This window comes from Microbacterium sp. UNCCL10, from assembly GCF_000746195.1.
Taxonomy (GTDB): Bacteria; Actinomycetota; Actinomycetes; order Actinomycetales; family Microbacteriaceae; genus Microbacterium; species Microbacterium saccharophilum.
The window spans coordinates 58,010-81,242 of sequence record NZ_JQKT01000015.1 but is presented as its reverse complement, the minus strand read 5'-3'; the positions used below and the strand labels follow the sequence as shown (position 1 = coordinate 81,242).

The 23,233-nt window shown below is 71.8% G+C and carries 23 protein-coding genes; 11 read left to right on the top strand and 12 right to left on the bottom strand.

Annotated elements, in window-relative coordinates; translation table 11 throughout:
* Positions 1 to 2 precede the first annotated feature (2 nt).
* Both BR85_RS13785 and BR85_RS13780 read right to left on the bottom strand, forming a co-directional pair.
* Positions 3 to 965 carry a DNA topoisomerase IB gene (locus BR85_RS13785; RefSeq protein ID WP_028497192.1) on the bottom strand — a complete coding sequence of 321 codons (963 nt, stop codon included), beginning with the start codon at positions 963 to 965 and terminating at the stop codon, positions 3 to 5.
* A 1-nt stretch (position 966) separates the two neighbouring features.
* The gene (locus tag BR85_RS13780) at positions 967 to 1,236 is read right to left on the bottom strand and encodes a DUF7218 family protein (RefSeq protein WP_028497191.1); all 270 of its coding nucleotides are present in this window, start codon (positions 1,234 to 1,236) and stop codon (positions 967 to 969) included.
* Positions 1,237 to 1,464: 228 nt separating this feature from the next.
* On the opposite strand from BR85_RS13780, the gene BR85_RS15480 reads away from it, so the two are divergent.
* The gene (locus BR85_RS15480) at positions 1,465 to 1,629 is read left to right on the top strand and encodes a hypothetical protein (protein WP_147051443.1); all 165 of its coding nucleotides are present in this window, start codon (positions 1,465 to 1,467) and stop codon (positions 1,627 to 1,629) included.
* Positions 1,630 to 1,692: 63 nt separating this feature from the next.
* Here the strand turns inward: BR85_RS15480 and BR85_RS13775 are convergent, their stop codons facing one another.
* Positions 1,693 to 2,454 (bottom strand): MerR family transcriptional regulator, encoded by a 762-nt coding sequence (locus BR85_RS13775; RefSeq protein ID WP_028497190.1) that lies wholly within the window; start codon positions 2,452 to 2,454, stop codon positions 1,693 to 1,695.
* 146 nt (positions 2,455 to 2,600) lie between these two features.
* Between BR85_RS13775 and BR85_RS13770 the strand changes: the two genes are divergently transcribed.
* Together BR85_RS13770 and BR85_RS13765 are read left to right on the top strand one after the other, a co-directional pair.
* The gene (locus BR85_RS13770; protein ID WP_028497189.1) at positions 2,601 to 3,467 is read left to right on the top strand and encodes a DUF4097 family beta strand repeat-containing protein; all 867 of its coding nucleotides are present in this window, start codon (positions 2,601 to 2,603) and stop codon (positions 3,465 to 3,467) included.
* Entirely contained in the window at positions 3,467 to 4,090 is a 624-nt protein-coding gene (locus tag BR85_RS13765) for a PadR family transcriptional regulator (RefSeq protein WP_028497188.1), read from the top strand. Before BR85_RS13770 ends, BR85_RS13765 begins: the two co-directional genes overlap by 1 nt.
* A gap of 216 nt (positions 4,091 to 4,306) precedes the next feature.
* Here BR85_RS13765 and BR85_RS13760 read toward each other — a convergent pair whose 3' ends face one another.
* Positions 4,307 to 4,846 (bottom strand): universal stress protein, encoded by a 540-nt coding sequence (locus BR85_RS13760; RefSeq protein WP_028497187.1) that lies wholly within the window; start codon positions 4,844 to 4,846, stop codon positions 4,307 to 4,309.
* A gap of 148 nt (positions 4,847 to 4,994) precedes the next feature.
* Between BR85_RS13760 and BR85_RS15270 the strand changes: the two genes are divergently transcribed.
* Entirely contained in the window at positions 4,995 to 5,159 is a 165-nt protein-coding gene (locus BR85_RS15270) for a DUF3073 family protein (protein ID WP_081782822.1), read from the top strand.
* Positions 5,160 to 5,195: 36 nt separating this feature from the next.
* Here BR85_RS15270 and BR85_RS13755 read toward each other — a convergent pair whose 3' ends face one another.
* The 3 genes from BR85_RS13755 to purM all read right to left on the bottom strand — a co-directional run bounded on the left by BR85_RS13755 (position 5,196) and on the right by purM (position 9,087).
* Positions 5,196 to 6,419: an MFS transporter gene (locus BR85_RS13755; RefSeq protein ID WP_028497186.1), complete on the bottom strand. Its 1,224-nt coding sequence runs from the start codon at positions 6,417 to 6,419 to the stop codon at positions 5,196 to 5,198.
* 65 nt (positions 6,420 to 6,484) lie between these two features.
* Positions 6,485 to 7,948 (bottom strand): amidophosphoribosyltransferase, encoded by a 1,464-nt coding sequence (gene purF / locus BR85_RS13750; RefSeq protein ID WP_028497185.1) that lies wholly within the window; start codon positions 7,946 to 7,948, stop codon positions 6,485 to 6,487.
* Between the two features lie 26 nt (positions 7,949 to 7,974).
* On the bottom strand, positions 7,975 to 9,087 hold the full coding sequence (gene purM, locus BR85_RS13745; RefSeq protein WP_028497184.1) for a phosphoribosylformylglycinamidine cyclo-ligase: 1,113 nt from the start codon (positions 9,085 to 9,087) through the stop codon (positions 7,975 to 7,977).
* Between the two features lie 80 nt (positions 9,088 to 9,167).
* On the opposite strand from purM, the gene BR85_RS13740 reads away from it, so the two are divergent.
* A complete protein-coding gene (locus BR85_RS13740; protein WP_028497183.1) occupies positions 9,168 to 9,773 on the top strand; it encodes a hypothetical protein in 606 nt (201 codons plus the stop codon).
* Positions 9,774 to 9,776: 3 nt separating this feature from the next.
* On the opposite strand, the gene BR85_RS13735 is transcribed toward BR85_RS13740, so the two are convergent.
* Both BR85_RS13735 and BR85_RS14995 read right to left on the bottom strand, forming a co-directional pair.
* Positions 9,777 to 10,094 carry a hypothetical protein gene (locus BR85_RS13735; RefSeq protein WP_028497182.1) on the bottom strand — a complete coding sequence of 106 codons (318 nt, stop codon included), beginning with the start codon at positions 10,092 to 10,094 and terminating at the stop codon, positions 9,777 to 9,779.
* Between the two features lie 89 nt (positions 10,095 to 10,183).
* On the bottom strand, positions 10,184 to 13,780 hold the full coding sequence (locus BR85_RS14995) for an HtaA domain-containing protein (protein WP_155947985.1): 3,597 nt from the start codon (positions 13,778 to 13,780) through the stop codon (positions 10,184 to 10,186).
* Between the two features lie 165 nt (positions 13,781 to 13,945).
* Here BR85_RS14995 and BR85_RS13725 point away from each other — a divergent pair, with 165 nt between their 5' ends.
* The 3 genes from BR85_RS13725 to BR85_RS13715 are packed head-to-tail and all read left to right on the top strand — an operon-like array spanning position 13,946 to position 16,916.
* The gene (locus tag BR85_RS13725) at positions 13,946 to 15,073 is read left to right on the top strand and encodes a heme/hemin ABC transporter substrate-binding protein (RefSeq protein WP_028497180.1); all 1,128 of its coding nucleotides are present in this window, start codon (positions 13,946 to 13,948) and stop codon (positions 15,071 to 15,073) included.
* Positions 15,070 to 16,143, top strand: coding sequence for a FecCD family ABC transporter permease (locus BR85_RS13720; RefSeq protein WP_036273150.1), 1,074 nt, complete (start codon positions 15,070 to 15,072; stop codon positions 16,141 to 16,143). The genes BR85_RS13725 and BR85_RS13720 overlap by 4 nt, the downstream gene beginning before the upstream one ends.
* 11 nt (positions 16,144 to 16,154) lie before the next feature.
* The gene (locus BR85_RS13715) at positions 16,155 to 16,916 is read left to right on the top strand and encodes a heme ABC transporter ATP-binding protein (RefSeq protein ID WP_231478736.1); all 762 of its coding nucleotides are present in this window, start codon (positions 16,155 to 16,157) and stop codon (positions 16,914 to 16,916) included.
* A 13-nt stretch (positions 16,917 to 16,929) separates the two neighbouring features.
* On the opposite strand, the gene BR85_RS13710 is transcribed toward BR85_RS13715, so the two are convergent.
* The gene (locus BR85_RS13710) at positions 16,930 to 17,286 is read right to left on the bottom strand and encodes a sterol carrier family protein (protein ID WP_028497177.1); all 357 of its coding nucleotides are present in this window, start codon (positions 17,284 to 17,286) and stop codon (positions 16,930 to 16,932) included.
* Between the two features lie 51 nt (positions 17,287 to 17,337).
* On the opposite strand from BR85_RS13710, the gene purD reads away from it, so the two are divergent.
* The 3 genes from purD (at position 17,338) to BR85_RS13695 (ending at position 21,040) form a co-directional block, all read left to right on the top strand.
* On the top strand, positions 17,338 to 18,609 hold the full coding sequence (gene purD, locus BR85_RS13705) for a phosphoribosylamine--glycine ligase (protein WP_028497176.1): 1,272 nt from the start codon (positions 17,338 to 17,340) through the stop codon (positions 18,607 to 18,609).
* A 217-nt stretch (positions 18,610 to 18,826) separates the two neighbouring features.
* Positions 18,827 to 20,032: an L-2-hydroxyglutarate oxidase gene (gene lhgO / locus BR85_RS13700; RefSeq protein WP_028497175.1), complete on the top strand. Its 1,206-nt coding sequence runs from the start codon at positions 18,827 to 18,829 to the stop codon at positions 20,030 to 20,032.
* A 129-nt stretch (positions 20,033 to 20,161) separates the two neighbouring features.
* Entirely contained in the window at positions 20,162 to 21,040 is an 879-nt protein-coding gene (locus BR85_RS13695) for a siderophore-interacting protein (protein ID WP_081782821.1), read from the top strand.
* A 42-nt stretch (positions 21,041 to 21,082) separates the two neighbouring features.
* Here BR85_RS13695 and BR85_RS13690 read toward each other — a convergent pair whose 3' ends face one another.
* Both BR85_RS13690 and BR85_RS13685 read right to left on the bottom strand, forming a co-directional pair.
* Positions 21,083 to 22,567, bottom strand: coding sequence for a DHA2 family efflux MFS transporter permease subunit (locus BR85_RS13690; RefSeq protein WP_028497174.1), 1,485 nt, complete (start codon positions 22,565 to 22,567; stop codon positions 21,083 to 21,085).
* Positions 22,564 to 23,193 carry a PadR family transcriptional regulator gene (locus tag BR85_RS13685; protein WP_028497173.1) on the bottom strand — a complete coding sequence of 210 codons (630 nt, stop codon included), beginning with the start codon at positions 23,191 to 23,193 and terminating at the stop codon, positions 22,564 to 22,566. Before BR85_RS13685 ends, BR85_RS13690 begins: the two co-directional genes overlap by 4 nt.
* Between the last annotated feature and the right edge of the window lie 40 nt (positions 23,194 to 23,233).

Sequence of the window (23,233 nt, the reverse complement as noted above, 5' to 3'; positions counted from 1 at the left end):
GATCACCCCAGAATCAGTGCACGGATCGCCGATTCCGGTGATCTGGACGTGTCGAGGAGCCGGCCCTGCTCATATCTCTTGAAGACGCGCGGGTCGATGTAGGAGCTCTTCGCGACGGCGGGCGTGTTCCCGAGGGCCTCCGCCGTCGCGCGGACGGCGAGCACGACCGCCTTCTTCCGCTGGTTCGCGGTGTCGACGGTGCCGATGCGCGCGAGCGCATCCGCGGCGAGGATCGTGCCGCGGAGCGTGCGGAAGTCCTTCGCGGTGAACGTGCCGCCGGTCATGGTGCGGACGTAGGCGTTGACCTCCCGGGGCGTCAGCGGCACACGGCGTCGACCCCGCTCGTAGGCGAGGAGCGGGGACTTCGGGCGGCCCGCCGCCAAGAGCTCCACGACCGCGGAGAGGTCGGCGTCGTCGATCTGCAGCCGCTGGTGCTTGCCGCTCTTGCCGGGGAACTGCAGGCTCGTGATCGAGCCGTCGACGGCGGCGTCGCGCCGCAGCAGCGTCGTGAGCCCGCGACTGCCGTGGCGCTCGAGGTACCGCTCGGACCCGACCCGGGGCGCGGCTTGGTCGAGCATGCGGAACGACACGGCCAGGACCCGCTCGAGGTCGAGCGCGTCACGGCGCAGCGATGTCGTGACGCGCCCGCGCGCCCGCGGCAGCGATTCCGCCAGCTGCAGCGCGCGGGCGTACTTGCCCTTGTCCCGCCCCGCGGACCACTGCGGGTGATAGAGGTACTGCAGGCGCCCGGCGTCGTCGACGCCGGTGGCCTGGATGTGCCCGTTGTCGTACGGGCTGATCCATACGTCGCGCCACGCCGGCGGGATGACGAGCGCCGTGATGCGCTCGACATCCGGGCGGGGCAGGGCGTCGCCGTCGGCGTCGACGTAGCGGAACCCGGACCCGGCGCGGATGCGCGTGAATCCGGGATCCGTGCCCGGCCGGACCCTCTTCAGCCGCGGCACGTCAGCGGTTTCGCAGCATCGAGATCAGTTCCGCCTTGCGCGTGCCGGAGTAGCCGGTCAGGCCCAGCTCCTTCGCGCGGGCGCGGAGCTCGGCGACGGTCCAGTCCTCGTAATCGCCGGAGCTGCCGCCGCGGGCACCGACCGCCTTCCGCCCGTCGCGGGCTGCCGCGTTGGAGATGCGTGCGGCCTTCTCCTTCGACGCGCCGTCCTTCCGGAGCTCCTCGTAGAGCTCGGGGTCTTTGAGGCTGTTCGATCCACGTCCCGCGGGCATGGCTCCTCCTTCAGGTCGTTCGACGGCCGCCTCCCTCGACGCTAGGGGATGCCGGCCGAGCCGAAGAAGGGGTTGACAACCGCCCCACCGGCGGCATGCGCCCGCTAGCACCGTTGCCGATACCCCGTCAAGGGGTGGCGTCGCCTTCACGGCGGGCTCTACGGTTGCGGTACATCAACGCGCTGCTCGTCCCGCTCACCTGCGGCGACGGGAGAACGGGAGCAAGACATGAATCTCGCACTGATCATCGTCATCGTGATCGCCATCATTCTGGCCATCGTCGGCGGTCTGAACACCGCCCTGAACTGGCTGCTGTGGGTCGCCATCATCGTGGGCGTCATCGCCCTGATCGCGTTCCTGCTGCGCGTCGTACGCGGCGGCAGCCGCACCTGATCCACCCTGTGAGACGCCCCCCGCACCTCGGTACGGGGGGCGTCTTCTTTTGGCCGTGGGGCTCTACAGGTGCGCCTCGGCGTAGGCCCGGAGCGCGTCGCGCACGAACGCGGCGCCCTCCTCCCCGCCGTAGTTGGCGGCGAAGCGCGGATCTGCCACGTACATCTCGCCGAGACCCGTGACATAGCCCTTCACGTCGCCGTCCGGATCCGCGGCGGGCGTGCCGGGGATGCCGGTGAGCCACGCCACGTGCCGCTCCGCGAGCGCCTGCGCCTCCGGAGCCGTGGGCTCGACGCCGCTTCCGGCGACGACGAGCCAGTCACGGCCGAGCGTCTCGGCATCCTTCTTCCACTGGGCCTTCTCCGCGTCGCTCATGCCTCGCCACCAGCGGTCACTGTCGCGATAGGCGTTCTCGCCCCAGCGCTGCACGACCTCGTCCTGGTACTGCGTGTGGTCGAAGCCGTCGAACATGTCCTCTGCCATCAGTTCACCTCCCTCCCCTGCGTCGATGGTCGCCTGCACCGCCGCGATCTGCCGCGCGAGCCGGTCCTGCTCCCGGCGCAGCCACGCCAGGTGCGCCTCGAGGGCTCGGCGCTCGTCGGTCTCCCGCTCGAGCACCTCGCCGATCTGCGTCAGCCCGAGCCCGAGCTCGCGCAGCAGCAGGATCCGCTGGAGGCGGACCAGTGCCGTCGTGTCGTAGAACCGGTACCCGTTCCCACCCACCCGCGACGGAGGCAGCAGTCCGAGCTCGCCGTAGTGCCGGAGGGTCCGGCTCGTCGTGCCGGCGAGCTTGGCGATCTGCTGGATCGACCATTCATCTCTCATGCGTCCCACGCTAGAACTTGACGCAACGTCAAGGTCAAGCGCTGTTTCTGAGCGTTCACCGCGAGGCGTTCCCCATCGAGATATATCGTGTTATCTTCCTTCATAACGCGATATATCTTGATCGCCCTCATCATCCAGGAGACATCATGACCCTCGAGAAGTGGATCATCCACCCGGGCGAGACCCGCGTCATCGACCTCGACGACATCCGCAAGCTGAAAGTCGGACTCGTCGGGGGCCAGATCGACGTCGTCGCCCATGACGAACCCGGCATCCGCATCGAAGTGCACGCGGTGGCCGTCAAGGACCTCCGGATCGAAGCCAGCGGCGACGTCGTGGAGATCGATCACGCGCAGCTGCGCTGGGACAACTTCCTCGAGGTGTTCCGCAACTTCGGCACCGGTGGCCCCAAGGCCGAGATCAGCGTCGCCGTCCCCCGGGGCATCGGGCTGAACCTGGGCGTCGTGAGCGCCAGCGCCCTCGTGTCCGGGCTCGCGACCGTCGCGAAGCTCAACACGGTCTCCGGCGACATCATCGTCGACGGGCTCACCGGCGACCTGTCCGCCAATGCGGTGTCCGGCGATGTGCAGATCCGCAATCTCGAGGGAGCGCTCAGCGCGAACTCGGTGTCCGGCGACGTCGCCGCGACCGGAACGATCCGCAAGGCGACGATCGATACGGTCTCGGGCGCCATGCTCGTCGATTCGGTCGGCCCCACCGAGTCCGTCAATCTCAACACGGTGAGCGGCAATGCCAGCATCCGTCTCGATGAGGGCCTCCCCGCCAACTACGTCGTGCGCAGCGTCAGCGGGCGCGTTCTCGTCGACGGCGTCAAGCGCTCGGGGCAGGGCACCGGGCCCACGACCAACTTCAGCGGTTCCTCGGGCGAACTCAGCGGACGATTCGTGGACGTGCGCGCGAACTCCGTGTCCGGCGACGTCACCGTCCTCCGACGCGAGACGGCATCCACCGCCCCCACGGCCGAGGACGCCCCGACACCCGAGGAGTGGTGATGGCCCCGGTCTTCTCCCACGGCGACCTGCGCCTCTACCTGCTGAACCTGCTCGACGAGTCGCCGCGCCACGGCTACGACCTCATGCAGGCACTGTCCGACCGCACCGGCGGGACATACACACCGAGCGCCGGGACGGTGTACCCGCGCCTGGCCAAGCTCGAGGAAGAGGGCCTGGTCACCAAGACCGTCGACGGCCGGAAGACCGTCTACGCGATCACGGATGCCGGCCGGGCCGAGGTCGCCGCGCGATCGGGCGACCTCGAGGGCATCCAGGCGGGCCTGGCCGACAGCGTCCGGCTCATCGCCGACGAGGTGCGCGGCAGCGTGCGCGAGGCGATGCGGAGCCTGCAGGCCGACCTCGCGGCCGCGGCGCAGTCCGACCAGGAGGCGGCGAAGTCCGGCGCGTCCCGCGCATCGGCGCCGCCGGACGACTCGCGCACGGCGTCGCGCGAGCAGCTGCATCGCGCCGACGCCGCACTGTCCGAGTTCCGTGCGACGCTGCGCGCCGACCTGCGCACCCACGTCGCGCGGGGCGGGAACCTCGCAGCATCCGTCGTCGACGACCTGACGTCGGCGCTCGACGAGGCGGCCCGCGCCGTCACCCGCGCCCTGCGCGGCTGACCGGATCCGGGCAGGCGCTGAGTCGCCGCCCCGACGCGCTGAGAAACCACTTTCCACATCGGAAACCACGTCTGCCGTGGTTTCTCATGATGGAAGTGGTTTCTCGCGTGGATGTCGGCGGGATGCCGGGCACGGCGGGATGCCGGGATGCCGGGCGCCGGGCACGCCGGGCGCCGGAGCGCCGGAGCGCCGGCACGCCGGGCGCCGGCGGGCGGGCTACTCGGCGTCGGGCCAGAGCGGCTCGTCGTCGGGCGCCGGCTCGCCGAGCGGCACGACGAGGATCGGCCGCGGCTGGCGGTGCGCGAGACGCGCGGCGACCGAGCCCGTGAAGAACTCGCGGATGGACTCGCCGAAGCCGCGCCGCCGCGTGCCGATGACGATGAGGCGCGCGTCGGACTGCTCCGCGAGGTGCTTGATGGCCATGGCGGGATCGCCGACCAGCTGCCGCACCGACCACTCGAGCCCGCTCGCGGCCAGGTGCTCCTCCGCCGTCTTGCGCACCTGGGCGAGCTGGGCCTCGCCGGAGGCGATGTCGAGGTCGATGGGGGCGGAGTGCACGTACCCGTCCGGGTCCTCGTACGTGACGAAGCGGGTCACGTCGACGTGGACGACGATGAGCGGTGCGCCGAAGAGCTTGGCGTAGCGGGCCCCCTCCTTCAGGACCCGCGAGGGCTGGTCGGGGATGACTCCCACGATCACCGCACGGGCGGGTACCGGCGTGGCCGCCCCGGCATCCGTCGTCGTGTCCTCAGCCATGTCCGCACCGACCTCTCTCGTCCACCCGAGCCGCGATCGCCCACAGGCGCCGTGGTATCCTGAATGCTATTCTGACCGGCCTTGAGCCGGATTGTGAACGCGACGGGCCTGCCGCATAGCCCGCGACTCGGAAATGAGGGGGTCTCGCATGGGGCGTGGCCGTCAAAAGGCGAAGCACACCAAGATTGCTCGCGAACTCAAGTACGACACCTTCAACGTGAATCTTTCCGCGCTGGAGAAGGAACTCGGCCACCCCGACGACGAGCAGTACGTCGACAAGTGGGCCGACGAGTACGAGGACGAGAAGGCCTGAGGCCGTCCCCTCGACCGCGCCGCCGTTCGGCGGCGGTCATTGCCATGCGCCGTGGCGGCGCTCCCACTCGTCCTCGATCGTCCGCGGCCGGACGGCGCTGATCGCGGCCGGGATCACGGCCGCGACGACGACCGCCAGCAGGATGAGCGACCCCGTCCAGTCACCGGTGGCATCGTGCAGGATGCCGACGGCGAGCGGCACCGTCGCCGCGATGGCATAGCCGACGCTCTGGACGAAGCCGCTCAGCGCGACGGTCCCCTCGTGCGTCCGCGTGCGCAGGCTGATCATGACGAGCGACAGGGGGAAGAGCAGCGGCGCGACCCCGAGCAGGGCGGCCCACGCCCACGGGGCGGCGGTCGGCGCGAAGAGCAGGCCCGCGAGCCCGCCGAGGCCGGCCAGCACCGCGATCGTGAACAGCGCCGGCAGCGCGCGGTAGCGGGTGACGAGCACCGGCACGAGGAGGGAGGCCGGCAACCCCATGACACCGAACAGCGACAGCATCCCTCCGGCTTCCGCCGGCGTCACCCCGGCGAGATCGATGAGCATCGTCGGCAGCCACGCGAAGCTCGTGTAGGCCACGCACGAGGACACCAGGAAGATGACGGTCAGCGCCCACGCCAGCGGCAGCCGCCACAGACGCCGGAAGACGCCCGGCGCGGCCGACGCGAGGTCCGCCGCCGCCGAACCCCCGCGGTCCCGCAGGAGCATCGTCATCCAGGGGATGATCGCGAGGAGGGCGAACACGCTCCACAGCGCGAGCGAGAAGCGCCACCCCGCCGCGTCTGCCACCGGCACGGCGAACAGCGGCGGCAGGAACGTCGAGAACGACATCGTGGTCGTGTACACCGTGGTCATGAGCCCGATGCGGTCGGGGAAGTGCTTGTTCACGAGCGGCGGCAGCAGGATGTTGCCCATCCCGACTCCGGCGAAGATCAGCGCCGTGCTGAGCACGAGTGCCGTGGCGTCACCGGCGAGGCCGCGCGCGACCAGGCCGATCGTCACAACGGCGAGCGCGAGCACGCTCGTCCGCTCCAGCCCCCAGCGCCGCTCGATCTGGGGGGTGAGGATGCCGAAGAGCGCGAAGCAGACCGGCGGCGCCGTGCCGATGAGCCCGATCGCCCAGGCCGGAACGGAGATGTCGGCCTGGATCTGGTCGACCACCGGCGAGAGCGAGGCGACCGCCGAGCGCAGCGAGAACGCGAACAGCGCGATGCCGAGGAGCGCCAGCGTTCGGCCCTGCCAGACGGGACGGGTCGTCATCGTGTCGGTCACCGGTCAAGCCTAGGTGCGCATCGGGGCGCCCCCGGCCGCGAACGGGCGAGAGCTCAGGACTCCTGCGATCCCTCGACCCAGGCGAGGTACTCGTCGCTCACGGTGCCCGTGACATAGCGGCCGTCGAAGCAGCTCATGTCGAGGTCTTCGACGTCCGGCGAGCCCTCCAGGATGGCCGCCTTCAGGTCGTCGATCTCCTGGTAGACGAGGTAGTCGCAACCGAGCTCCTCGGCGATCTCCGGGATCGTCCGGTCGTGCGCGACGAGCTCCTGGCGCGAGGGCATGTTGATGCCGTAGACGTGCGGGTAGCGGACCGGCGGGGCGGCGGAGGCGAACGTCACCGACTTCGCACCGGCATCCCGCGCCATCTGGATGATCTCCTTCGACGTCGTGCCGCGCACGATGGAATCGTCGATGAGCAGCACGTTCTTGCCCTTGAACTCGCTCGACATGGCGTTCAGCTTCTGCCGCACGCTCTTCTTCCGCACCGCCTGGCCGGGCATGATGAACGTCCGCCCGATGTAGCGGTTCTTGTAGAAGCCCTCGCGGTACTCCAGTCCGAGCTTGCGCGCCACCTGCATCGCGGCGGGGCGGGACGAGTCGGGGATCGGCATGACGACGTCGATGGCGCCCTTCGGCGTGTACTTCGCGATCGTGTCGGCCAGGCGCTCACCCATCCGCAGCCGCGCCTCGTACACCGAGATGCCGTTCATCTCGCTGTCCGGCCGGGCGAGGTACACGTACTCGAACGAGCACGGCGCCAGGCGCGGGTTCGCGGCGCACTGCTGAGTGTGCAGGCGCCCCTCGAGGTCGATGAAGACCGCCTCGCCGGGGGCGACGTCGCGGACGACCTCGAAGCCGCCGTTCTCCAGCACGAGCGACTCGGATGCCACGATCCACTCGTAGCGGCCGTTCGCCGCCTTGCGGGTGCCGAGGATGAGCGGCCGGATGCCGAACGGATCGCGGAAGGCGAGGAGCCCGTACCCGGCGATGAGGGCGATGGACGCGTACGATCCCTCGACCCGCTCGTGAACGCGACCGACGGCACGGAAGATCTGCTCGGGGTCGAGCTCGAGACCCGAGATCGAGGACTGCAGCTCGTTGGCGAGGACGTTGACGAGCAGCTCGGTGTCGGAGCTCGTGTTGAGGTGCCGCCGGTCGTTGCGGAACAGCTCGTCGGTCAGCTCGCGCGTGTTGGTGAGGTTGCCGTTGTGCACGAGCACGATGCCGTACGGGGCGTTGACGTAGAAGGGCTGCGCCTCCTCCTCGCTGGATGCCGTCCCCTTCGTGGCGTACCGCACGTGGCCGAGGCCGATCGTGCCGAGGAGGGAACGCATGTCGCGGGTACGGAAGGCCTCCCGGACCATTCCCCGCGCCTTGGCGAGGTGGAACACGCCGCTCGGCTCGGCCGTCGCGATGCCCGTGGAGTCCTGCCCACGGTGCTGGAGGAGCAGCAGGGAGTCGTAGACATCCTGGTTGACGTGTCCCTGGCCGACGACACCGACGATTCCGCACATATTGCTACTTGGCCATTCCGTGTTGCTCAGTCTGATTCTGAATAGCTGCCGACGAGGCGGACGGCACCGCCGTCGACACCCTTCGCCCCCTGCTCGTACTCGCCGTCGGGTCGCGTCGCGGTCGAGACCTCGCCGACCTGCCACGCGGCGATGCCGTCGGCGGACAGCGCCGCGACCGCGGCCTCCGCCTGATCGGCGGCGACGACCGCGAGGAACCCGACGCCGAGATTCCAGGTGCCTTCGGTCTGCTCCAGCGACAGGTCGCCGAGATCGGCGAGCACGCGGAAGACGGGCGAGGGGGACCAGGTCGACCGGTCCACGTCGACCCAGGCCTCCTGCGGCAGCACGCGCGCGAGGTTGGCCGCGATGCCGCCGCCGGTGACGTGGCTGAGCGAGTGGATGCCGCCGCCGAGCGCGTCGATCGCGCGGAGCAGGGGCGCCGTGTACAGGCGCGTGGGCTCGAGGAGCTGCTCGCCCCACGTGCGGCCGAAGTCGGCGGCGTTGTCGCCGTAGCCGATGCCGGCCCGGGCGACGATGTGGCGCACGAGCGAGTAGCCGTTGGAGTGCAGACCGCTGGAGGCCAGGGCCAGCACGACGTCGCCGTGCTGCACGTGCTCGGCGCCGAGCACCCGGTCGGCCTCGACGATGCCGGTCGCCGCGCCGGCGACGTCGTAGTCGTTGATGCCCAGGAGGCCGGGGTGCTCCGCCGTCTCCCCGCCGACGAGCGCGGTGCCGGTCGCGGCGCAGCCGTCGGCGATGCCGCGCACGATGTCGGCGATGCGCTGCGGGAACACCTTCCCGCAGGCGATGTAGTCGGTCATGAAGAGGGGCTTGGCGCCCACCACGACGATGTCGTCGACGACCATGCCGACGAGGTCCTGGCCGATCGTGTCGTGCTTGTCGATGGCCTGCGCGATCGCGACCTTCGTGCCGACGCCGTCGGTGCTCGTCGCCAGCAGCGGGCGACGGTAGCCGGTGAGCGCGGAGGCGTCGAAGAGACCGGCGAAGCCACCCACTCCGCCGAGGACTTCGGGCCCGTGGGTGCGCCGGACAGCCGACTTCATCAGCTCGACGGCGAGGTCTCCCGCCGCGGTGTCGACGCCGGCTTCGGTATAGGGATTGTGGGGAGTGGAGGCCACGCGTTCAGCCTACCGGCCCCCCGGCCGCCGCCGCGCCGTCGGCCCGGTCCGCACCGGCCCCGCCGCCATAGGATGTGGGCATGAACGCCGGAGGGCCGGAGTGGGTCGTGCGCGAGGAAGCCGGGCTGCCCGTCCTCGTGATGCTCTACCTGCGCCAGGTGCTCGGCATCCGCTCACCGGAGGAGCTGCCGCACCTGCGCGGCATCCCGAGTGGCCTGCCGCGGACGGAGGAGGCGCAGGCCGTCCTCGAACGCCAGTGGCGGGCTGTCTGGGCGATGACGGTGGAGCCGCAGGCGCACCCGTCGCCCGTGCCCCTCGATCTGGTCGACGGGTTCGACATGCTCATCGCGCTGCCCACGCAGGGGTATGACGAGCTGCGATCGGTCATTGCGCCCTTCGGGGAGGATGCCGTCGACTACGCGCGGCACGCGCACGACCGGTACCGCGCGACGGCGCATGTCGGGACGGGGACGTCGTACCGCGCCTACGCGAGCGCCATCGCCCAGCACGAGCGGCACGTGGGCCGCCGGGCGCACTCGTTCGAGCTGAACGTGCAGGTGCTGCCCCTGGCTCAGCGCGGCGTGTGGTGGATCGGGTCGCTGACGATCGCGGTGACCGACAGTCTGCGCGGGGATGTCGTCGCGTTCGACGCGGCGATCGGCCCCGTCATCGCCGACATCGCGTAGCCGTCACTCCTCGTCGAGGATGTGCTGGTGGTCGATCAGCACGTCGCGGGTGCGTCGACTGAGCCGCCGGTCCAGGATGAGCGCGACCGTGATGCCGACCGCCATCCCGATGGGGATGCACGCGAGCGCGACGAAGCCGAACACCTGTCCGGTCGAGTAGGTGACGCCCGCGTCGCTCGTGTCGGCCGTGCCGTCGAACGCGAAGGTGAGGATGAGGGCCAGGAGCAGGCCGAGAGCGGCGCCCACGGCGAGGAAGACCCCGTACCGGGGGCTGCGGCGCAGCCGCGCCGTCTCGATGTGCTCCGGAGCGGGATCGGTCATGGCATCCATTGTCCCACCGTGCGGGCGGGCGGGCGCGCGGGTGCCCCGCGCCGGCGGCGACGCGGGGCGACCCTCGAGGCGGCCGGAGCTCAGACGGTGCCGTCGGGTTCGGCGCCGGCCGCGCGACGACGCCGGGCGAGGACGACGGCGACGACCGCGACCAGCAGGACCAGGCCACCGAGCGCCCACGGCCACACCGGTGCCGCGCTCTCGTCGGCGTCGGCCTGCGCGGGGGCAGCCGCCGCCCCGGCCGCGCCGCCGTCGTCGGTCGCGGGCACGGCCGCGACCGTGCAGTCGGCGGGGACCGGGATCCGGGCGGTGATCGGGTCGAGCTCTTCGCCCGCGCCGTAGGTGCCGAACGCGGCGGCGCCGGCCTCGGTGAGGGTGGCGGGCACGCCGCTCAAAGCCAGCACCCCCTCTTCGACGGTGAGCTCGCCCAGGGGGAACTCCGCGAAGCGGACGTCCTTCTCGGAGACCTCCACGCCGGACTGGGTCGCGCCGGAGACGTCGACGACGAGGTAGCCCACGTCTCCCGCGAGCTCGAGGCGGACGTCGCTCAGCAGGGTGTCGAGCACGCCCTCGTGGCCGGTGAACTCGATTCCGCCGCCGTAGCTCACGAGGCCCGTGCGCGCGTCGAGGTCGAGCGTGCCGGAGCCGCCGGTCCAGACGAAGTCGGGGTACTCGTAGGCGACGTCGGTCAGCTGCCAGCCGCCACCGGCGATGCCCTCCAGGTAGGTGCGGAACGACTCCTTGAAGCCCCAGTTCAGCGACGCGCCCTCGGCGAGGCAGGCCCCGAGCGTGGTCGCCTGCACCGCCCGGTCGAGCGTGAAGACGATGCCCCGATCGATCGAGCCCTGGAAGGTGAGGGTGTGCGTGCCGGCCTCGAGGGTCGCGGGAAGGCTGCCGGTCCACGTGGCGATGCCGTCGGCATCCGCCGTCACGGTGCCGAGGAGGATCGGTGTGGAGTAGACCACGATGGCGATGCCGGTCTCGTTCGGCTGGAAGCCGGGCACGCGGATCGTGACCTGGCCGCCCGCCTGGAGCGCGTCGAGGGTCTCATCGTCGACGTCGATGCCGGTCGTGGCCGGAGGCGTCGCGGGCAACGCGGCAGGCTTCGCGGCGGATGCCGTCGCAATCGTGCCGGTCGACCCGCCCGGCGCGGAGGCCGGCGCGCCGATCGTGAAGGTCACGGGGTTGAGCGACGTGGCGTATCCGCTGAGCACCTGCGAGAGTCCCGCGCCGGTCAGCGCCGCCGGCGCCGCCGTGTAGGTGACGGCGCCGCCGTCGACCGTCTTCGCGGCCGCACGCAGGTCGAGGGTCCCGAACGCGACCTGGGAGCCGCCGGCGGTGACGTAGAGCGTCGCGGCGGTGGCGGAGGTGACGCGGATCTGGGGGTTCGCGATCGTCACGTCGAGCACGCCGTGGTGCCCCGTGAAGCGCACGGCTCCCGCATAGGAGACGGTCCCAAGGCCCGTGTTCGCGTCGTACGTGCTCCCGGCCGCCTGACCGAACTGGAACTGGCCGCCGGAGCGGGTCGCCCCACCCGAGACGGTGATGGCGCCGCCGGCGATCGGGCCGGTCACGTATTCGGCGAACGAGGACGAGATCGCCCAGCGGAGGGATCCGCCGCGCACCGTCGCTGCCGGTGCCTCGGGGGTCGCGCCGTCGGTGACGGGCGGCGTGGGCGGGGTGACCGGCGTGGCCGGGGGCTCGGGCGTCACGATGACGGCGGCCGCGCCGATGGTGAAGGTGAGCGGATCGAGCGTCGTGTAGGCGTCGTCGAACATCGCCCGACCCTCGGCTGTCAGCGTCACCGTCGCGCCGGCGAAGGTGACCACGCCGCTCTTCTCCGTGCGCACGGCCGGCGTGAGGTCGAGGTCGGCGAGCTGGACCTGTCCGGTGCCGGCGGCGACCCACAGCGTCGCCGCCGTGGCGGAGGTGACGCGGATCTGCGGGTTGGCGAGAGTCATCTCGAGCCCGCCGTGGTGTCCCGTGAAGCGGACCGAGCCGGCGTAGCCGACCGAGCCGGTGCCGGTCGCGGCGTCATACGTCGTGCCGATCAGCGCCTGGGGGAAGGTGAAGAGGTCGCCCGCGCGCTCGGCGCCGCCTGCCACGGCCACCGAACCCTGCGCGATGGGGCCCTGCACGTAGCCGATGAACGACGTCGAGATGCTCCAGCTCAGCGAGCCGGTCGTCGCGGGGATCCCCGGGTCGACGGGCTCGGCGAACGCGATCGGGACGGCCTTCTCGTTGACGGCCTGGGTGACGCCGCCGGCGCCGCTCGTGAAGACGGCGAGCGTGCCGCCGGCGAGCTTCTTGGCATCCAAGGTCGCCTTGTCGATCGTCACCGTCCACGTGAAGTCGGCCGTGCCGTCGCCGTTCTCCGTCCACTGCAGATAGGGGGCGGCAGTCTGCGTGCTCTGCACCCAGACGGAGTACGCGTTCGTGCGTGCGGATGAGGCCGCGCCTTCGGAGGGGCGCCAGGCCGGCGCAAGCCACCCGATCTGGGCATAGACGCCGGCGGGCTGACCCGCGGTCGGGCCGTACTTGCCCAGCGCGCTCGCGTCGTAGCCGGTTCCGGTGACCGTGACGGTCGCGGCATCCGGGTTCAGACCGGTCGTCTTCGACACGGTCAGCTGCGGGTCGAGCCAGGTGAGGGGGACGGACTTCTCGTTGACGGCCTGCGTGACACCGCCGGCGCCGCTCGTGAAGACGGCGAGCGTGCCACCGGCGAGCTTCTTGGCATCCAGCGTCGCCTTGTCGATCGTCACCGTCCAGGTGAAGTCGGCCGTGCCGTCGCCGTTGTCGGTCCACTTGAGGTACGGCGATGCGGTCTGCGAGCCCTGAACCCACACCGAATACGCGTTCGTGCGAGCAGACGATGCCGCGCCTGCGGAGGGACGCCACGTGTCGGCGAGCCACCCGATCTGCGCGTAGAAGCCGGCGGGCTGACCGGCGGTGGGGCCGTACTTGCCGAGCGCGCTCGCGTCGTAGCCGGTGCCCGTGACCGTGATCGTCGCGCCGGTGGGGTCGAGCAGCTTGCTCTTGGAGACCGTGAGGCTCGGGGCCGCCGGCGTCGGAGTCGGTGTCGGAGTCAGGGTCGCCGTCGGAGTGGGAGTCGGAGTGGGAGTGGGGGTGGGGGTCGCTGTCGGCGTCGGCGTGGGGGCCGGGGCGGCGGTCGGCGTCGGTGTGGGGGCCGGGGCGACGGGGCCGAAGACGGCATCCCACTCGGCGTCCGAGACGGTCAGCTTCGCCTGCCCGTAGAGGTTCTCCGCAGACGGCACGCTGTGCTGCTTCCACACGATGACCTCATATGCCGCCCCGCGTTCGAGCGCGGACGCGGGGACCGTCAGGGTCGCGGTGAGTGCACCGCCGGTGACGCCGCGCACCCAGTCATTGGCGAGCGTGCCGCTGTCGGCGGTGACGTCGGCGGCACCGCCGGCCGGGATGACGCCGACGTATGCCCCGGTCAGCACAGGGTCGAGACCGGCGACGTCGATGCGGACGGAGAGCCCGCTCTCGCTCGCAGCCGAGATGGATCCGGCGACGTGCGGGCCGTCCGCCGCCACCGCCGGGGTCGCCGTGACGGCTCCGGCGATCACGAGGAAGGCGGTCAGGAGCGTCGCGACAAGCGCCGTGAGGCGGTCTGTCGCGGACGCGGGCACGCGGGTGCTGCGAACGTTCACGTTTGTTCTCCGTGGCCGGCGGAGGGCGCAGGAATGCGCGGCTCCGGTGCGGCGATGCATTCGGGTGGATGGGAGCGAGGGAGGTTAGGGGAGGCTAACTCCGCTTCACGGTCGACGCTATCGAACCCTTTCATCCGGCGTCAAGTTTTAGGTTAGGCTGACCTAATGCGCCGTCTATCCGCACTCTTCACTGCGGCGGTCGTCATCCTCGCGCTCACGGCATGCACGTCCGCGTCCGCCTCCCCCGAGCCGTCCGCAGACGAGACCTGTCCGCACGCCGGAGATCCGCTCGCGTCCCTCGACCTCGTCGACGACGTCCGCGCCGTGACCGGACAGTCCACCGCATGCCTCGGAACGCATGCGATCGACCCGATCAGCGATGACACCGCCCCTTCCCTCCCTGTCACCGTCATCGATGCGGAGGACCGCGACGTCACCGTCGCCGACGTGAGCCGCATCCTCCCCATCGACATCTCCGGCACCATCGCCGCGACCGTCTTCGCCCTCGGGCTCGGCGACCACGTCGTCGGGCGCGACATCTCGACAGAGTTCGCCGGCACCGAAGACCTGCCGATCGTCACGAAGAGCGGGCACACCCTCAACGCGGAGGCGATCCTCGAAGTCGCCCCCACGGTCGTTCTGACGGACACCTCCATCGGGCCGAAGGAGGTACGCCAGCAGCTCCGCGACGCCGACATCGCGGTCGTGGTGATCTCCAGCGAGCGGCGCCTCGACACCACCGGCGAGCTGATCGCCGAGATCGCGCCGGCGCTCGGCGTGCCGACCCGCGGGGCCGCCCTCGCCGAGCGTGTGGACGCCGACGTCAAGGCGGTGATCGCGGAGGTCGCCGGCATCGCGCCGGCCGATGTCGCCGACCGGGCGCGGATGCTGTTCCTCTACGTCCGCGGCAGCGCGAACGTCTACTACATCTTCGGAGCCGACTCGGGCGCCGACTCCCTCATCGACGCCGCCGGCGGCGTGGATGTCGCCACGGAGATCGGCTGGTCGGGCATGAAGCCGATGACGGCCGAGGCGCTTGCGGCGGCGCAGCCCGACGTGATCGTGATGATGACGGAAGGGCTCACGTCGGTCGGCGGCGTCGAGGGTCTCGTCGAGCGGCTGCCTGCCGTCGCGCAGACGCCGGCCGGCGCGCACGGCCGTGTCATCGACATGGACGACACCGAGATCCTGAGCTTCGGTCCTCGCTCGCCGGAGATCATCCGCGCCCTCGCGCGCGCCCTGTACGCGCCCGCCGACTCGCCGGCGCTGCCCGTCGGCGAGTCGTCGTCGTGACCGGCGAGGTCGTGACCCGGACGCCGACGACGCACCGGGGGCCGCGCTTCGCGCTCGTCACGGTCGCGCTGGCGGTCGCCCTCGTCGTGGCCTGCATCGCTTCGCTCGGACTCGGGCAGTACTCCGTCTCCCCGACCGAGGTGGTCGGCATCCTGCTGCGCGCCCTCGGCGTCGAGACGGGGTGGGCGCCCGACGCCTCGCCTGCGGCCGGGGTCGTCACCGGCATCCGTCTTCCGCGGATCCTGCTCGGGGTGGTCGTCGGCGCGGCCCTCGCGGTCTCGGGTCTCCTCATGCAGGCGATCTTCGGCAACCCGCTCGCGGATGCCGGCGTCGTCGGCGTCTCCTCCGGCGCGGCGCTCGGCGCGGCGGCGAGCCTGACGTTCGGGCTGTCGACGTTCGGCATGTGGACGACGCCGGCGTTCGCCTTCGTCGGCGGGCTGATCGCCGTCTTCTCCGTCTACTTCATCAGCCGCTCCGGCGGTCGCACCGAGGTGGTGACGCTGCTCCTGACCGGCATCGCGATAAACGCCATCGGCGGCGCAGGGCTCGCCTTCTTCACCTTCCTCGGCACCAACGCGACGCGCGAGCAGATCGTCTTCTGGCAGCTCGGATCGCTCAACGGCGCGCTGTGGCCGAGCCTCGGCCTGGTCGCGCCCCTCGTCGCGATCGGCATCGTCGTCGCCCTCGTCGTCGCGCGCTCCCTCGACCTCTTCGCGCTCGGCGAGCGCACGGCGCGGCACCTCGGGGTGCGCGTCGAGCGGCTCCGCATCGTCGTCATCGTCACCGTCGCCCTCCTCGTGTGCGCGGCGGTCGCCTTCGCCGGCATCATCGCGTTCGTCGGGCTCGTCATCCCGCACCTGCTGCGGATGACGATCGGGCCCGCGCACCTGCCCCTCGTCATCTCCTCCGCCCTCGGCGGCGCCCTGCTCATCGCGCTCGCCGACCTCATCGCGCGGACGGCGGTGCCGCTGGCCGACATGCCGATCGGCATGATCACCTCGCTCGTCGGCGGGCCGTTCTTCCTCTGGCTGCTCGTGCGCACGCGGCGCCGGTCGGGGGGCTGGGCGTGACGGCGCGGCTCGTGGCGACAGGCGTCACCGTGCGCCCCGAACCGGGCGGTCCGGCGATCCTGCAGGACGCGTCGATCCAGGTGCGCGCCGGCGAGGTCCACGCCCTGATCGGGCCGAACGGCGCCGGGAAGTCCACGCTGTTCGCCGTGCTGGCCGGCGACGTGGTGCCCGAGTCGGGCACCATCACCCTCGACGGGGCGGCACTACGCGGCATCCCGCCCCGCGAACTCGCCCGCCGGCGAGCGGTCCTGCTGCAGCAGAACGCGGTGTCGTTCCCGTTCACGGTCGAGCAGGTGGTGCGGATGGGCCGTGCGCCCTGGGCGCGCACCCCCGCGGAGGACGATGACGACGCCGCCGTCGCCGCCGCGATGGCAGCGACCGAGGTGACGCCGCTCGCGGCACGGTCGGTGTCGTTCCTCTCCGGCGGCGAGCGTGCGCGCGTCGCGCTGGCGCGGGTGCTCGCGCAGGGCGTCGACGTGCTGCTGCTCGACGAGCCGACCGCCGCGCTGGACCTCAAGCACCAGGAGGACGTGCTGCGCCTCGCGCGCGACCGGGCACGGGAGGGCGCGGCTGTGGCGATCGTGCTGCACGATCTCGGCGCCGCCCTCGCGTATGCCGACACCGCGACGCTGCTCTCCCGCGGACGGGTCGTCGCGAGCGGAGCCCCGTCCGACGTGCTCACCCCGGCCTCGATCGAGGAGGTCTACGGGCAGGCGGTGGACGTGTTCCCGCACCCCGTGACCGGAGTGCCGCTCGTCGTCCCGCGGCGCTGACCCGCCCGGCCGGCTAGGGCCGGAGCGGAAGCAGCCCGGCGAGGTCGGCCCGCGTGCCGGACGCGCGGATCCGGCCGGCCGCGACGGCATCCCCCCACGACTCGGTTCCGGTGGCGAGGGCGATCCACGTCGCGGGGTCGGTCTCGACGACGTTGGGCGGGGTGCCGCGGGTATGACGCGGACCCTCGACGGCCTGCACGGCCCCGAACGGCGGAACCCGCACCTCGACGGAGTTGCCCGGCGCCTTCTCCGCGAGCAGCTGCAGGAGGTAGCGGACGGCCGTCGCGAGGTCGGTGCGGGCGGGCGACGCGGCCGCGGCGACCGCGGCGAGCGCGGAGCGGCCGTCGTCGGTGGAGATCCGGCGGGGCATGCCGACCACGGTACCCGTGCCGCGCCGCACCGGCCTCGGTAGGGTGGCATGGTGAGAATCCTGGTCCTCGGTTCGGGCGCGCGCGAGCACGCCATCATCCTGGCGCTGCGCGCCGAGGACGCGGGACACGAGGTGTTCGCGGCCCCCGGCAACGCCGGCATCGCCGCCGACGCAGCACTCGTGCCCGCCCTCGACATCACCGCCCCCGGCGCCGTGACGGAGTACGCGGACGAGGAGCGCATCGACCTCGTCATCGTCGGCCCCGAGGCGCCGCTCGTCGCGGGCGTCGCCGACGCGCTGCGGCAGCGCGGCATCCCGGTGTTCGGGCCCGGGAAGGCCGCCGCGCAGCTGGAGGGCTCGAAGGCCTTCGCGAAGCGGATCATGGAGGCCGCCGGCGTCCCGACCGGCCGCGCGGTCCGCGCGCACACCCGCGCCGAGGTCGAAGCGGCACTGGACGAGTACGGCGCCCCGCATGTCGTGAAGGCCGACGGCCTCGCCGCCGGCAAGGGTGTCGTCGTCACGGACGACCGCGCCGCGGCGCTCGCGCACGCCGATGCGTACCTCCCGAGCGGCCCGATCCTCATCGAGGAGTTCCTTTCCGGCCCCGAGGTCTCGCTCTTCTTCGTCTCCGACGGCGACACGGTGCGGGCGCTCAGCCCCGCGCAGGACTTCAAGCGCGCGTACGACGGCGACGCCGGCCCCAACACCGGCGGCATGGGCGCCTACTCGCCGCTGCCGTGGCTCGCCGGAGCTTTCGGCGGCGAGGAGGAGTTCGTCGCGGAGGTCACCCGCACCGTCGCGGAGCCCGTCATCCGCCAGCTGGATGCCGAAGGCACGCCGTTCATCGGGCTGCTCTACGCGGGACTCATCCTGACCGAGCACGGCATCAAGGTCATCGAGTTCAACGCCCGCTTCGGCGACCCGGAGACCCAGGTCGTCCTGGCACGCCTCGCGACGCCCCTGTCGAGCCTGCTCATGGCTGCAGCCAGCGGCCACCTCGAGGACGAGCCGGCACCGCAATTCGCCGAGGCCGCCGCGGTCACCGTCGTCCTCGCGAGCGAGGGGTACCCGGAGGCGCCTGTCACGGGTCGTCCGCTGCACGGGCTGGAGGCCGCCGCGGCCGTGGAGGGCGTCCACCTCGCGCACGCCGCGACCGCCGAGGAGGACGGCAGGCTGGTCGCGACCGGCGGGCGGGTGCTCAACGTCGTCGCGCTCGGCAACACCTTCTTCGAGGCGCGCGACCGCGCCTACCGCGCACTGGCGGAGATCACCCTCGAAGGGTCGCACCACCGCACCGACATCGCAGCGCAGGTCGCGGAGTAGCTCCCGCCCGTCGCCCGGAGCGCGCTCGCACCCGCCCCACGGGAACCATCGGCAACCGGCGCGTGCGGAACCGGTGGGCGGTATCCGTTGCCGCCGGGTGCGACCTCGGGGCATGCTGGACGAACCCGTCCGGCGACCCCGTCCGCCGCGTCCGGCAGGGCGGCGTGCGCGTGCAGACCGAGACGCGCATCAGGACCGCGGCGGTGAGGAGCAACTGATGGGCGATCGGGTCGGGATCATCGGCGGCGGCATCGTCGGCATCGCCCTCGCGCGGGCGCTCGGCGCCCGCGGCGCCGAGGTGACCGTCCTCGAGAAGGAGGGGCGGCTCGCGGCCCACCAGACGGGACACAACTCCGGCGTCGTGCATGCCGGCCTGTACTACAAGCCGGGTTCGCTCAAGGCCATCCTGTGCGCGTCGGGCCGGGCCTCCATGCGGGAGTTCTGCCAGGAGAAGGGGCTCCCCTTCCGCGACATCGGCAAGCTCGTCGTCGCGGTCGACGAGTCGGAGATCCCGGCGCTGAACGAGATCGAGCGCCGCTCGATCGAGAACACCGTCCCGGGCCTGCGCCGCATCGACGACGTCGCCGAGCTCCGCGAGATCGAGCCGCACGTCGCCGGCGTCGCCGCCGTGCACTCCCCGAAGACCGCCGTCGTCGACTACGCCTCCATCACGGATGCCATGGCGCAGGACGTCCGCGCCACCGGCGGCGATATCCGCCTCGGCCACGAGGTCACCGGCATGAAGCTCGAGAACGGAAAGGTCCGCGTGACCACGCCGATCTCCGAGCACCTCTTCGACCGGGTCATCGTGTGCGCGGGCCTGCAGTCCGATGTCGTCGCGCGGTTCATCGGCGCCGACCCCTCGCCGAAGATCCTGCCGTTCCGTGGGGAGTACTGGGAGCTCGCGCCGGAGCGGACCGACCTCGTGAAGGGCATGATCTATCCCGTGCCCGACCCGCGGTTCCCGTTCCTCGGGGTGCACTTCACGCGCGGCGTCTACGACAACGTGCACGTCGGCCCGAACGCCGTCCCCGCGCTCGCCCGCGAGGGGTACAACTGGCTGCAGATCTCTGTGAAGGACACGTTCCAGTCCCTCGCGTGGCCGGGCGCCTGGCCACTCGCCAAAGAGCATTGGAAGATGGGCGTCGACGAGATCTCGTCCTCCCTCATCAAGCCCCTCTGGTACCGCAAGGCGAAGCGGTTCGTCCCCGAGCTGAAGATGAGCGACCTCACCCACAAGCACGGCGCGGGCGTCCGGGCGCAGGCCTGGGGTCGCGCCGGTGAGCTGCTCGACGACTTCGCCGTCGACCGCGTCGGCCCCGTCACGCTCCTCCGTAACGCGCCGTCACCGGCGGCCACGAGCTCGATCGCCATCGCGGACTACGTCCTGGAGCATTACTTCGACACGACTCCCACGTCCTGAGGCTCGTCGCCGCGCGCAGACGGAGGTTCAGGTTACGGACCGAGCGCAGCGCTGCGCGCGTCCGTGGTCGTGGGGTGGTTTGCTTGGGGTGGGGTTTCTGCCCGCCCCACCCCCGAACAAGGAGCCCCCATGACGGATGCCGCCCCCGCACGCCGACCGCAGCGACCGGCCGAGGACCCGGCCTCCCCGTTCTACCGGGCGGGCGGGCGCAATCGGTTCACCGCCCGCGAAGCCGTCGTCACGGCGGTGTCCCGGCCGGTCGACGAGTTCGTGCGGGTGACGCTGTCCGGGCCTGATTTCCACGACTTCACCAGTTCCGGCCCGAGCGACCACGTCCGGGTCTTCTTGCCCGATCCGGTCTCGGGCGAGCTCGTCGCGCCCACTGCTGTCGGTCGGGACGAGGACGGCATCGTCCGGCCCGATCGCCCCGTCATCTCCCGGGACTTCACGCCGCTGCATCCGCGGGAGGACTCCTCCGGCGCGCGTTTCGTCGACATCGATCTGCTGCTGCACGCCGACCCGGGGCCGGCCGCGGCGTGGGCGGAGCGCGCGCAGGTCGGTGACCGCCTCGTCGTCGTCGGTCCGCGCGGCTCGAAAGCGGCACCGCAGGCCGCACCCCGCGTCCTCTGCGTCGTGGACGGTACGGCGCTGCCTGCCGCCGGGCGCTTCCTCGCCGAGGTGCCGGCCGAGACCGAGGTCGAGATCATCGCCGACATCGCCGGGGACCTGGAGTGGGTGCGCGCCTATCTCGCGCAGGAGGGCGGCCGCACGGCATCCGTCACGGCGGCAGGCGACGACCTCGTCGCCGCCGTGCAGGAGGCCGGGATCGACGCCGGAACCTATCTGTTCGCCGCCGCCGAGGCGGGGCGCCTCGTGCCGCTGCGTCGATACCTTCGCCGGGAGCTCGCGCTCCCGCGCGCGCAGTACGCACTCAGCGGGTACTGGAAGGCCGGGCTCGCGGGCTTCGACCACCACGCGCCCATCGACCCGGACGACCCGGAGGACTGAGCGGGACGACCGGAGGGGGTGTAGCCGCCGGGCGGGCCCGGTTCAGCGGGTCAGGTGGGCCGGGCGGCGGAGGAAGACCACCGCGAGGGCGCCGACGAGGAGCGCGGCGGCCGGCAGCAGGGTCGCCTGCGCCATCGCCGTGGAGAAGCCGTCCGCGACGAAGTCCGGCAGCGTGCCGGAGCCGAAGCCGATCTCCGCGTCGCCCGCGCCCGGGAGGTTCGCCTCGAGGCGCCCCTGCATGAGCGCCGCGATGGACGCCGATCCGAGCACGGAGCCGACCGTGCGCATCGTGTTGTAGACGCCGGATGCCGCCCCCGCCTGCCGGGGGTCGAGGTTGCGGGTCGCAGTGGTCGCCAGCGGACCCCAGATGCCCGCCTGCCCGGCGCCCAGCAGGAACGACGGCAGCAGGAACATCCAGATCTCGGTCTCGGTGTTCATCAGCAGCGCGTACCAGACCAGGGCGGCCGCGGCGAGGAGGAGACCGGGCAGGAGGATGAGGCGCGGGTCGACGCGGTCGAGGACCCGCCCGGCCAGGGGGGAGAGGACGCCCGCGGCGACCGCCATCGGCACGAGCAGAAGCGCGGCATCCGTCGGCGTCAACCCGCGGGCGAGCTGCAGGAAGAACATCAGCGGCAGCGCCATGCCGGATGCCATGAAGCCCACCGTCACGATGCCGATGCCGGAGACCGAGAAGTTGCGCTCCCGGAAGAGCGACATCGGCACGAGCGGCTCGCTGCGGGTGCGGAACTGCTGCCAGACGAACCCGCCGAGCACGACGACACCGCCCAGGATGAGCGACCACACCCAGGGCGCCCAGTCGTAGTGCTCCCCCTCCTGCAGGCCGAAGACGATGAGGAAGAGCGCGACGGCGCTCAGGATGACGCCCACGATGTCGAAGCGGTGCGCGTGGGTCTCGAGCTCGGGCACGAGGATCCAGGCGAGGACGAAGCCGACGATGCCGACCGGGATGTTGACGAAGAAGATCCACTCCCAGCCGAGGCCGTCGACGAGGAAGCCGCCGGCCAGCGGGCCCACGAGCATCGCGACGCCGGAGGTCGCTCCCCACAGGCCCATCGCCGCGCCGCGGCGCTCGGGCGGGAACGTGCGGGTGATGACGGCCATCGTCTGCGGCGTCATCATGGCGGCGCCGAGGCCCTGCACGGCGCGCATGCCGATCAGCATCCCGAGCGACGTGGACAGGCCGCAGCCGAGCGAGGCGAGCGTGAAGACGGCGAGACCCACGAGGTAGACGCGGCGCGGGCCGAAGCGATCGCCGAGCCGGCCGGTGATCAGGAGCGGCACGGCGTAGGCGAGGAGGTAGGCCGAGGTCACCCACACGACGTTGTCGAGGTTGCCGGTGTCGGGGTCGAGCGCCGCCTTGATCGCGGGGTTCGCCACCGACACGATCGTCGTGTCGACGAGGATCATGAAGAACCCGATGACGAGCGCCCACAGGGCGGGCCAGGGGTTGCGGGTGGCTGCGGCCGGTGTCGCGACCGTGGGGCGGCGGGTGTCTGCGTCGGTCATGCGAGCACGCTTTCTCGGCAGGCGGTGAGGCGTTCCCGCGTGGTGGGGGGAAGTTCGTGGATTCCCCAGGCGGTGCCGGGGTCGGCGAGACGGGTGAGGAGCGTGTCGAGCCACGCGAGGTCGGCGTCGAGGAGGGCGGTCTCGCGCTCGAGCTCGACGAGGAACTGGAAGGGGACGCCGCGGTCTTCCGCGGCGGTCACGCCGCTACGCAGGTCCTGCCGGTGGGCGGCGAGTGCGTCCCGCCGGAGGGTCAGGAGCCGCGCGACCTCCTCGCGGGGCAGGACGTGGGCCTCGGCGAGCGCGACGCGGTACTCCATGAGGTTGTCGATGCGCGGCAGCTCACGGCGGAGCCAGGTCGTCTCCGCGCTGCGTCCGGTATCCGTGAGCGAGTAGGTCGTGCGCTCGGGGCGGCCGCCCTGCCGGTCGACGCCGACCGGGACGATGAGGCCGTCCCGCTCGAGACGACCGACCACGTGGTAGAACGTGCCGTTGGCGATGCTGACGAGCCGGTCGTCGCGCCGCTCGCGGATCAGACGCCGCATCTCGTACGGGTGCATGTCGCCTTCGCGGAGCAGGCCGAGCACGACGACGGCCAGTGGCGTGAGTCGCGTGCGTGAATCCGGCATCCTGCTCCAATAGTCCAGGTGGACTATATCGCCCGTCGGA